Origin of the sequence: Flavobacterium sp. KBS0721, assembly GCF_002007065.3 — a bacterium.
Taxonomy (GTDB): domain Bacteria; phylum Bacteroidota; class Bacteroidia; order Flavobacteriales; family Flavobacteriaceae; genus Flavobacterium; species Flavobacterium piscis.
Genome location: NZ_CP042170.1, coordinates 4,934,028 through 4,945,942 on the forward strand (window position 1 = coordinate 4,934,028; position 11,915 = coordinate 4,945,942).

Sequence of the window (11,915 nt, forward strand, 5' to 3'; positions counted from 1 at the left end):
TCTTTTTTGATTAAAAGCTGCAATTAAATTGTAAAGTATAAGTACGCTGTGGTGCAAGAGTATTGTAATTATTATTAGAAAGATATTGCGGATCTATTCCTCTATCATTTCTTACCCATAATAACCCAAGATTTCTTGCTGCAAAATTGAAACTTAATGCTTTGAAAAAGGTTTTTTGTAACCATTCGTTTGGTACTGTGTAACCTAATGAAATCTGCTGTAAACGAATATTATCGGCAGATAAAACGTTAATATCAGCATTCTGAAAACGATTTAAACTATTGTAGCTGATGTTTGCCAATCCCGGAACATTCGTAAAATCTTCGTCTCCAGGTTGTCTCCAGCGATCTGCAATAATTTTATCTTTGGCTACAGCACCATATTGAGCACCGTTGTAAGTAGGATAATTTTGCATTTGCTGATCTCTGAATACAGCTCCCATAAAATAAGTAATCTGAACTCCTAAACTGAAATTTTTAAATGAGAAATCGTTCATAAATCCTCCAAAATAAGGAGCAACCGTAGTTCCCATATATTTTAAGTCGTCTTTACTTATGGTATTAATTCCTTTCGAAGAATCGATTATACTTCCATCTTTAGCATAAATTGTAGATTGCCCGTTTGCATCTAATCCTGCCCATCTGTACGCATACATATAACTTACGTTCATACCAACAAGTGGAGAGCTCCCAAAGAGCTGATTTGCACCTACGGCCTTAAATCGGGAATCAGTAACTTCATTATTTGTGTAAGCAATATTAAAAGTACTGTTCCACTTAAAATTTCCATTGAAAATTGTACCACTTAATCCTAAGTCTACACCATTTCCATCAAGAGTTCCTGCATTGTATTTTAAAAATGCCCAGCCATAAGTTGGATTAAAAGGAAGACTAGTTATAATGTCATCTGTTTTTTTATAGTAAACATCTACATTACCACGAAGTCTATTATCGAAAAGTCCATAATCTAAGCCAACATTAAAAGTAGCAGTAGTTTCCCATTTGATAAAAGGGTTTTCCGGCAGTGATATCGTTGCAGTAGGCATTTGCGTGTAAAAATCGATACCTCCTAAACCAATAATAGCATTGTTACTTCCGTAACCTCCTGCCGGTGCACTTCCTGCCACACCATACGTTACGCGAGTAGATAAATTACTTAACCAGCTTACCTCTTTTAAGAAATTTTCTTTATTAATATCCCATCTTACTCCAACGGACCACAATGGCAGCGCTCTGTTTTTTCTGGAAGCCCCAAGCAGGTTATAATCATCAAAACGAACACTTCCTGACAAATGATACCTGTTTTTGAAATCATAAGAACCCAGTGCATAATAAGACAAATAACGGTCTCTGTATTTACTGATACTGTTATCAAAATTCCCTATGTAAGTTGTCCAGTCGTAAACTGTAGTATAATATTGAGTTGGATTTACAGAAACGTTTGAATTGGTATCAGTATCATAACCATATCTAGTTTGTGAACTGCCTTCTCTGCGTTCTTCTCTAACTTCGGCACCAGCCAAAAAATTTAAACTATTATTTTCGTCAAACGATTTGTTAATATTCATTTGAAAACGCATACTCTGCGATTCGTTTTTTTGATTTGTATCGCTCAAATTCGCACCAACAGGAATTCCATGAACCAATTTACCGTTTGCAATAGAAGTTGCTTCGTTGATCATGTTTCTCACATAATAACTTTCTAATTCGTTAAGCGTTCTGGTTTTGCTAAAAATAGAAGTATACATTCCCGAAGCTTCAACGTTTAACCAAGGCGTGATTGTTGCTACTAATCTTGCATTTAATCTTAGATTTTCGCCAGTTGTTCTAACATTCGAATAGTCCAACTGATCTATAAAATTATAAGTCCATGGAAGATACCCCTTATTATCAAAATCTTGTATAACTTCTGGTCTGAATTTAATGTAATAATCAAGACTCTTTCCGTTTTCATCTATAAGCATATCATACGGTCTTAATGCAGAAGTAGAAACATTTGAAAGTGCTTCGTTTGCCGTAACATTGGTTTGATATTTTGATGACAAATAATTAATTCCGGTTTCAAATCTTAAAAAGCTCTTTAATTTGAATGAATTGTTTAATGTTACATTCATCGATTTAGAGTTATTTGCCTTCATCGAAGCATCATCTGTGTTGTAGCCTAGCCCTAAGTAATAGGTACTTTTATCATTTCCTCCGGAAACAGAAAAATCATATTGTTTAGTAAGTGAATTTTGTAGCAGATATTTATTTATCTGACCTAAATTACCTTTTTGCGATAATGAATTCAGCATTTGATCTCTTTCTGAAGCAGAAATTTGTCCTCTTTTTTCTTTGAACATAATTTCCTGAGCCGCACTAGGATTTGTCGCCTGCCAGTTCGATATATTGTCAACAACAAATCCGCCATTTACAAGATCTTTTTCATAATCTACGTATTGTGCCGTATTCATTACTCTTAATTTAGATAAATCTATTTTTTCTCCAAAAGTGGTTGCTGTGCTGAAACTAACAGTAGGTTCATCTGATTTCTTCCCTTTTTTCGTAGTTACCACAATTACTCCGTTTGCTGCTCTTGAACCCCAGATAGAAGCTGCAGCTGCATCTTTAAGAACCGTTATGGTCTCGATGTCATCAGGATTTAAGAAACTTAATATAGATGCTCCGGGCACTCCTCTTCTGCTAAAAGCAAAATCATCTACAGACTGTGGAAAACCATCAATAACAACAAGCGGTTTAGAGTTGCTGCTGTAGCTGGTTGTTCCCCGAACACTTATATTACCCGTTCTCGGATCAACCATAACTCCGGCAATTTTTCCTTCTAAGCGGGAATTGATATCTACTGTAGGAACTTTGGCAATTTCTTTTGCGCTCATCACTTCAATTGCTCCTGTTACTCTTTCTTTTGGAATATCAGTATATCCATTGGTAGCCACAACTTCAACTCCCGTCAATTCCATTACATCTTGCGTTAAAACAACTTTTATGAATTTTTGGTTTTTTACGGCAACGATTTTTGATTCATAACCTAAATAATCAAAACGAAGTGAGTCTGTTGCAGTTACACGCATTCTAAAATCTCCTTTTTCACGCGTTACATCCCAATTGGCTTTATTACTCACCAACAAAACGTTTACACCCACTAACAGATTTCCGTTTTTATCCGTAACAATACCGGTAATATCATATTGTTCCTGTGGGACTTTTTTAGCCTTTTTAATTACAATTTGCTTATCTATAATGGTATACGTTAACCCTGTATTGGACAAGGCTGTATTTAGAATTTGTTCAACAGTTGCGTACTCATTTAGATTTATTTTTTTTGTAGACGACATGAGATCATCATTATAAAAAAACACATAGTCACTCTTTTGCTGAATAGTACTAAAAAGCGTTTGCAGTGAAACACCCTGTACTTTTACAGAGATCTCATTTTGCGCTTTCGCAACATTTGCATAGATACTGGTTAATCCTAAATAGAGAACTAAAATGAATACTCTCATAAATAAAATAAAAGTAAGATTGATGATTTTTTTAGGCAATAGAAAGCCTTTATCATGATTTTTATTCATAATTTTGTTTTAGTTATTTCAATAATTGCGTTCGCAATTAAAAATTTTACATAAGCCAAGAGATGTTCGAGCATCTTTTGGTTTTTTTTTGGTTAGTTTTTCCTAGTTTATTTTTGTCATGTTTATCTCCTCATAGGCAATCGATAATTTTTAGTTAATTATATTAGTTGATAGTAATTTTTCTGGTCGCTGCATCATAAACAAAGTCAAAACCAGTTGTTGCTTCAAGTGTTTTTACCACTTTATCTAAATCATCATTCAGGGTAAAAGCTCCGGAATACGTTTCGTTTTGGTTCGTCGTTTTATTCATAACAAAAGTGACATTATAATATCTCGTTAGCTTTTCTAAAACCAATGGTAATTTTTGTTTAGAAAATTCATAGTATCCCTTTCTCCAGGAGAAAATTGTACTCACATCTTCTGTCGTAGTCTGTAAGGTCTGGCGTTTTTTGTCCAGAGCTGCAATCATTCCCGGCTTAAGATCTGTCTGAATTGTATCTCTGTCAAAAAAGCCCTTTTTAGCATATGATATACGTACTTTTCCGCGCAATAAAGCTGTAGAAACTTTGGCATCTCCGGCATAAGAACTCACGTTAAATAAAGTACCTAATACACGAACACTATAATTATTAGCTGCTCTTACAAAAAAGGGTTTAGCTGCGTTATGAGCCACATCAAAAATCCCTTCACCTTCAAGAAATACCTCTCTGTTTTTTGTATTAAAGGCTGTTGGATAAATTAATTTTGATCCTGAATTCAGCCAGACCAAAGTGCCATCGGCTAAACTAAGATGTGCTCTTTTTCCGTAAGGGACCAAAACCGTATTAAATTGTGGTTCGAGCGATCTTTTTTGAGCAAACTGCTTGTTGTCTACACTTATTTTGCTTCCGGAAGAATTATAGGCAATTGTACTGCTATCTGCAATACTAATAGTTTCTTGTCCTGCCAGTACTAGTCTAACTTTACCAGTTTTTTCTACGATGCTTGCGGCCGCATTTTCTTTTGCAAATTGCTCAATGGGGCTAATCGTTTTTTCCTCCTGTTTTAATACAACTGCAATTCCTAAACAAAGGCAGAGTATGGCAGCAGCACTCCACGAAAGTGTACGAAGCCTTCTTTTTCTGGCGCGCTGTTTTTCGTAAGCAATACTATTTTCAATTCTAGCCTTTAAATCTGATTTGGCTTCTTTTGATAAAATTTTGAAATTTGGGTACAAAATATTTTCCTTTTTTAGATTCTCTATTTACAAGAGAAGCAAAAAGCAAAAACATAGACAGAAAATTTAATCTTTTTTTAAAGTTTTATTAAAGTTTCTTTCGTAATTCTTTCAACGCCCTGTAAATTAAGGTCCTGCATGATTCCAGACTGATCTCTAAAGTAGAAGAAATTTCTTCATAAGATTGATCTTCACTAAAACGAAGATGCAGTGCGTTACGTTGTTTTTGAGTGAGTGAATTTAGCGCTACAGCTAAATTTGCGTGTTTTGTAAAAATGGTTTCATTGTAAATTAGTTCTTCTTCGGTAGAATCTGTTTTATAAATACTATCTGAAACAGCTTCAAGCCGAACTATTTTAGTCTGAGATTTTAATTTTTTAAAAATATTATTCTGAAGAGATCTGAATAAATACGATTTAATAATTACATTTTCTGAAAGAGTTTTTCGATATCGGTGCAGTTCTACAAATACATCGTGAATAGCATCCTGTACCAAAGCGTCATCATTTGTATACTGCATTCCGAAACTAAAAAGCAAATCTGCATAGCCATCATATAATGTATGATAAGCTTGTGCCTCTCCTTTTTTAATTTGTTTCCACAGATTGATATCACTTTTTTTATTTTCCATTTTGAAAAAATAAAACCCTTTAAGATTTGTCTTTATGCAAAACTAAATAATTTCCATCTCTATTAATTTATTTTTAAAAATTATTTCAATCTTTAATAGAATTTAAACAATGATCAGAAAAAGCAACTTGTTTTAACATTTTTAACAATAATATCAAATTTTATTTTTAATTCGGTAAAATTTACAAGCAATCAATTTTCGAAAAATTTACAGTCAAAAACAAAATAGAAAATCTTCCTTGTTTTTGTAATAATTAACCCATCAAAAAAAAACAGGATTATTTTTTTTGATGGGTTAATTATTTAAATGCTATTTATTATAAGCCACTACAATTAAAAAAAACATTCGGTTTCGGCATAAACCAGTTAAATTGAATCCTGAATTTGTCAGGTAAATTCGCCTGTTTTTAAACCTTTACACCTCTTGCTAAGAATTATTTTTTATTAAAATCAACTATCTTTTTTATGCCATTAGTAAATTGAATTGTAACAGTGTCATTCGTTTGTTCAAGAATTTTTATAGGGTTTAGCTCCTTTTTCTCCCACTTCTCTCCTGACTTTTTCCACAACATCAAGGTAGCGTAAATGCTAGATTTATTGTTTGGATTAAAATCATCCGCAACATCAATTACTTTACTTATTTGGCTTTCAGGATGTAAACCTTTCGCTGTTACGACTTCTGTTTTATCCCAGCCTAAAAGCGGAATCATAGCCAATTGGTATTTTCCGTTATCGATAATGGTTACGGTTTTGCCTTCTATTTTTTTTGTAGTTGTTGTAATTTCTTTTTCGAATTGTGGCAAGGCATAATGTCCTAATCGCATAGAAACGGCTTCAGAACTACTATTTTTATCAACTCTTAAAATACCGTTTGGCAGAGGAATATCAGCCAGATTCATTTGTATTTTGGCATTGGTTTCTAAAACAGCATCGCGATAATAAATACCATCTTCGAATTTTTTAAAAGTAAATAAACGCAGCGGCTCCCACTCTTGTTTTCCATTTTTAAAAACGTAATTCATCGCTACTTCGCCATTCGCACCATCAGCCTGCCAGAGAAAAGCACTGTTATACGCTAACCTATTATAGTTTTCTGTTGATCGAAATCCCTGCCAGTCGTCTTTCTTTTTTTCGTGACACCACGCTCTTATTTCTGAAGTACCAATAGCAGGATAATCTGTAATTAAAATCTTGGAGCCGTTTTGGAAATTATTGTAAACCTCCTCTTTTTTGAATTTGGTTTCCCAGTCTCCTTCATTTTCTTTTGCGGTCCAGAACGGATTATCGTCCGGCAATAAAAGTCCCATAAAGGCTTTTCCCATCCAATACACACTTCCCCGGCAGCTATATACTTGCACTGCAGGCTCAAATGCTCCGTAAAAACCAAGAGTGGGTACATCATCTTTCATGAATTCCGGATGCTCCAGAAACTGTTTTAAAACCCCGGAAGAAATTCGTCGCAACCAGCCATTATTAACTGCAGCATCATTTTCAAGTCCCATAAAAGGAAAAGCTGCAATGGTTGCAATACGATAACTAATACTGCGCCCAAACATAATCATCTCACCATTACGGCTAAACATTAAAGGATAATTAGCATTAAGATCTCTAAAATTGCTTTTAAACTTCGCGGCATATTCCGGATAATATTTGTTCCCAAAATATTCCGACCACAATGCTCCATACAACTGAAATCCCCACATACTATAATAATCGTATGCAGGATTGTCGTTGTACCAGCCGTCGCCACGATAATCGTTTAAGGATTTCTGCAAATATTCTTCTAACAATTTTTCATTTACAGCATAACCTTGCTCTTTGAAAAAACTCAATACAAAAATATTGAAGAATTTCCAGTTTGAAGATACCGTTGGGCCGTCACCATAACTGAGCATTGATTTTGCCAATGCGTCTTTTTGTTCCTGAGGCAATGGTTTCCAGAGCACTTCAGGATTGGTAAGCAATGACATGGCAATCGCTCCGTATTCGACCAAATTCTGGCTTGGCCCTCCGTTTTTGGCTCTTGGCGTAATATAAGAGGGACTTTTAGGATCGATTAATTTACTAAACTGATGTCTGTAATAATCGGCCACTTTGATATTATTGATGACTAAATTGGGATTTTCTTTCAGCAACGGAGAAGCAATAAATAACGTTCTGCTCAATCCTTCTAATTTTTCCGTTGGTACTCTGTTTTCGTCCTGAGGATAACTTTTTCCGGGTTGTTTCGGGAACTTCATTGGATCATCCAGATTATGAATGTAACTAAAAGCGCCTTCTAATAAATAGAGTCCGGCATCTTTCCAGTGTTGTTTTGTCATTCCGGTGTAAGGACTCAGCTTGTAATCCGGGTTAACAATTTTAAAAATGTTATTGGTGTTTTCTTTTTGCTGCGAAAATAAAGACACACTAAACATTGTGGCAAAAAACCAAACTTTTAAATGATTCATTTTTAAATTATTTTGTTATTCGTTGTATTGAACTTTATTTTTTCTTTGTTGATTGTATTGTGATTACGGCTTTATTCAATCCCGAAGAAGTAACTTCAAGATTAATAATTCCGGATTCATTATTACTTTTAATAATTACCATAGCGCGTCCATGCCATGCTTTGCGTGTATTGCCAACATACAAATCAGTATCTTTTAAACTGGCATTATCAACTCCTGCAATTGTTCCTGCACCGGTTACCTTGAATGTAAGTTCATTCCCGGCATTTGGATTTAAAAATCCATTTTCATCTGTAATTTCAACACTTACATATACTAAATCCTGACTATCAGCTGTAATTGTTTTGCGATCTGCCTCTAATTTAATCTTTGCTGGCTTACCAGCAGTTTTTAGCATAACCTCTTGAACTTCTTTACCGTTTTCTAAACCAAAAGCTTTTAATTCGCCACTTTCATACGGAATGACATACGTTGCTTTAAATTCCTGTAATTCAGTAGTTTCTTTATCTCCCATGTTTTTACCATTGAGATACAATCGTACTTTTGGATATTTCGAATATACTTCTACTTCAATATTTTTTCCTTCATGACCTGGCCATGTCCAGCTTTCCCATGTTGGCCAAACTGCCCAGGAAGTAAGTTTAATTGGTCCACTTTCAGGATTTGGCTCGCGAACTGCCATGTATATTTTCTCATTGTCATTGTATAACATACTGCGATAATGAGAAATAGGTTTTCTCCATCCCATCAAATCTACATCGCCACAATAGGCACCATGCCATGGATACAAATTCGATTCCCAATGCTCGCCCAAAGGTTCACCGGGATATATGTAACGACCTATGCCTGATTCGCCTAGATAATCCATTGCTGTCCAGACAAAATCTCCCAAAATATAATTGTGTTTTTGAACTAAATTCCAATTAGCAAAAGCATCTTTTGGATAGGATTCGGTTTGCAAAATAATACGCGAAGGCACCCTTTCATGATCTGATACTGCACGATGCAACTGATAATTATAACCTGCCACATCATGAGCTGCCATCAAAGGATCAAAAATTTCCCAACTCTGATCCCAAGTGGTCATTGCTGATGTTACGGGACGTGTAGCATCTATACTGCGAACAGCATTTGCCAGCATTTTTGCTGTTTCAACCGCTTCAGGTTTTGATCTTTCAATAATTTCATTACCAATACTCCACATAATTATAGACGGATGGTTGCGATCTCTTAATACCATAGATTCTACATCATGTTTCCACAATTTATCAAAAATACTGGCATAGTCGTAAGTATTTTTTTTCTCTCTCCATCCATCAAAAGCTTCATCTATAACCAGCATACCCAATCGGTCACAAGCATCCAGAAAAGCTTCAGAAGGAGGATTATGTGACGTTCGCAGCGCATTAAATCCTGCCGCTTTGAGCAATTCTACTTTTCTCTCTTCTGCACGATCATAAGCGGCAGCTCCCAAAGCACCGTTGTCATGATGTACACAACCACCATTTAAAATTATTTTTTTGCCATTCAATAAAAAACCGTTTTCGGCACTAAAATCAATTGTTCTAATTCCAAAATCAGTTGTTTTTATTGCAATAGACTTTCCTTCTTTCTTTATAATTGATTTGGCCTGATATAAATTGGGCTGTTCAACAGACCATAATTTAGGATTTTTGACATTTAGAATCTGGATTATTTCTTTTTCTTCATTAGGCTGAAGCGCTATTTTACTTGCCAAATTTCCAATTTCTTTTCCTTTTGCATCTGCAATGACTGTTTCAAACAAAATACTTTGTGTACTCGCACTTTCATTCTTTACAATAGTTTTTGCCTGAACTTTAGCCATATTGTTTTTTACTTCTAAAGTAGTAAGGGCAACGCCCCAATTTTTAACATGAACAGGATTTTTTATCAGTAGCCATACATTGCGATATATTCCGGAGCCGCTATACCATCTACAATTTTTCTGTTGAGAATTATCTACTTTAACTGCTATTGTATTTTTTTGTCCAAATTTTAAATAAGGTGTAAGATCATATTCAAAAGAAGTATAACCGTAAGGCTGAATACCTATCGATTTTTCATTGATAAATACCTCAGCATTCATGTAAACACCTTCAAAATAAATAGAAATTTTCTCCCCTTTCCATTCAGAGGGAACAGAAAATGTTTTTCGATACCAGCCAATTCCCATTGGATAAAAACCGCCATCACCACCACTTACATTAGTTTTTTCTGATTTTCCTTCGATACTCCAATCGTGCGGTAAATTCAAATTTCTCCAACTATTATCATCAAAATCCATTAAACTATTATTTGGAGAGTCTCCTAAAGAAAACTTCCAGTCAACATTGAAACGTTGTTTTTGTTCGATATTTTTATGCTGAGCTACGCTATTTGACAGACAGCCTAGTAACAATAAATTAATAAATAGTAAAGTTTTTCTAAAATATTTTATCCCGGTCATTAGTATCGAACTGTTTTTAGTTAATTATAAATCATTCACACCTATTTATTTTTTTCTAATTGAATAGAAATAAAACAATAAGTGTAAAAATAACAATTATAATATAAAATTATGACTATAAATATTGCTAAGTTGCTCTGATTGTTTCTTAAGGCAAATAAGGTTTTACTACCACTAATTTATCTCCCGATAAATCAACCTCAAATAACTTAGGAATTCTGACTGTTTTATCACCCACCTTTCGATGGCTATGAACCGACATTAGCCATTTGCCTTCAAAGGTTTTAAACAACATACCATGACCAAAATTTGGTGGTGTAATAGGATCTTTTTCCTGAATCCACGGACCATCTAAAGTACCGCTTTGAGAATAGGCAACTCCCTGGGTATAAACGTCATAAATCCAGCTTGTCCAAATCATTCCTAAACGTCCTGAGCCTGTGTTAAACAAATAAGGTCCATCGGTAACTTTATTTGGTTTGTCATTATTGTTGGCATCTTTTTCTCTGCTCCAGGGAGAATCGCTTGCTTTAAAAAGTAATTTTCCTTCTCCAATGGATCCGCTTAAATCCGGTTTTAGTTCTATTTTTTCCATGGTTCCATTACCGTTTTGCAGCCATTCATAACAATAAATCATATACGGTTTTCCGTTTTTATCTACACAAAATGTTCCATCCAGAGTTGGTTTATCAGCAGGCAAATAAATATCATCTTTCATTGGTACGTAAGGTCCCTCAGCATTATTGCTTACCAAAATATGACTCGCGCGACGCTCAATAGGAATGCCGGCAACTGTATCTATTATTTTTTTCTTATTTGTAAAAGTGGCGAAGTAGTAATATTTATTTTTATACAAATGGAGTTCTGCTGCCCAAATCATAGGATTTGCTCCCATCCAGGAATTTGGGTTTGTTTGGGCGACATCATAAGGACCATTCCATGATTTTAAATCTTTGCTTTTCCAAAGCAAACCGCCTGTACCGGTCATATAATACATATTGGTTTTACTGTCTGCTAAAATAGCAGGATCGCTCAATCGTATAGAGTATAAAGGAACAGCTTCTTTTACAGGTCTCTTTTTCTGGGCATGCACCGTTGAAAAATATAAAAAACACATACACATAGAAAAAACAAGAAGTGCTTTCTGTTTCAAATAATTTTGCTTTGTTTTCATTTTCATAACTTTAAAAATATTGTGCCTGTTTACAAGACCTAATTTATTACTTTAGAAATACTTATAACCTGTTGGGTGTAATTATTTATAACACATAATAACATAGATTATTGAACTCAAAAAAGGCGTTTCACTTTCATCAATCCATCCCGATCGCTGTCCTACCGTCTGGACACAATATTATAAGTCAATTTTAAACACGAATTTCACAAACTAATTAGTGGCAATTAGTGAAATTCGTGTTTATTTTTTGTACTTCTGTACAGATGGTAATAGCTATCAGGACTATGTGTGAGAAACGTGTTTCTTTTTGATTACTTTTTTCCAAAAATCATGAAATCTATGCTTCTATGTGTTTAATTATTTTTTACGAATTACACCTAACTGGTTGCTTATTAATATATTAT

6 protein-coding genes are annotated in these 11,915 nt (G+C 34.5%); all 6 read right to left on the reverse strand.

All coding sequences use genetic code 11. From position 1 onward, the window contains the following. Positions 1–10: 10 nt before the first annotated feature. On the reverse strand, positions 11–3,571 hold the full coding sequence (locus tag B0M43_RS20655) for a SusC/RagA family TonB-linked outer membrane protein (RefSeq protein WP_078005210.1): 3,561 nt from the start codon (positions 3,569–3,571) through the stop codon (positions 11–13). 163 nt (positions 3,572–3,734) lie between these two features. After that, on the reverse strand, positions 3,735–4,787 hold the full coding sequence (locus B0M43_RS20660; protein WP_078005211.1) for a FecR family protein: 1,053 nt from the start codon (positions 4,785–4,787) through the stop codon (positions 3,735–3,737). An 88-nt stretch (positions 4,788–4,875) separates the two neighbouring features. Next, on the reverse strand, positions 4,876–5,418 hold the full coding sequence (locus B0M43_RS20665) for an RNA polymerase sigma factor (RefSeq protein WP_065448819.1): 543 nt from the start codon (positions 5,416–5,418) through the stop codon (positions 4,876–4,878). A 433-nt stretch (positions 5,419–5,851) separates the two neighbouring features. After that, positions 5,852–7,867, reverse strand: coding sequence for a DUF2264 domain-containing protein (locus B0M43_RS20670; RefSeq protein ID WP_078005212.1), 2,016 nt, complete (start codon positions 7,865–7,867; stop codon positions 5,852–5,854). A 34-nt stretch (positions 7,868–7,901) separates the two neighbouring features. Further along, positions 7,902–10,334, reverse strand: coding sequence for a sugar-binding domain-containing protein (locus B0M43_RS20675; RefSeq protein ID WP_078005213.1), 2,433 nt, complete (start codon positions 10,332–10,334; stop codon positions 7,902–7,904). A gap of 148 nt (positions 10,335–10,482) precedes the next feature. Beyond that, positions 10,483–11,508, reverse strand: a complete 1,026-nt coding sequence (locus B0M43_RS20680) for a glycoside hydrolase family 43 protein (RefSeq protein ID WP_246860157.1) — start codon at positions 11,506–11,508, stop codon at positions 10,483–10,485. Between the last annotated feature and the right edge of the window lie 407 nt (positions 11,509–11,915).

Bases quoted from the DNA above. Each gene is read 5' to 3' on its own strand.
- B0M43_RS20665 (WP_065448819.1), bottom strand. From the start codon at position 5,418: ATGGAAAATAAAAAAAGTGATATCAATCTGTGGAAACAAATTAAAAAA.
- B0M43_RS20675 (WP_078005213.1), bottom strand. From the start codon at position 10,334: ATGACCGGGATAAAATATTTTAGAAAAACTTTACTATTTATTAATTTA.
- B0M43_RS20670 (WP_078005212.1), bottom strand. From the start codon at position 7,867: ATGAATCATTTAAAAGTTTGGTTTTTTGCCACAATGTTTAGTGTGTCT.
- B0M43_RS20680 (WP_246860157.1), bottom strand. From the start codon at position 11,508: ATGAAAACAAAGCAAAATTATTTGAAACAGAAAGCACTTCTTGTTTTT.
- B0M43_RS20655 (WP_078005210.1), bottom strand. From the start codon at position 3,571: ATGAATAAAAATCATGATAAAGGCTTTCTATTGCCTAAAAAAATCATC.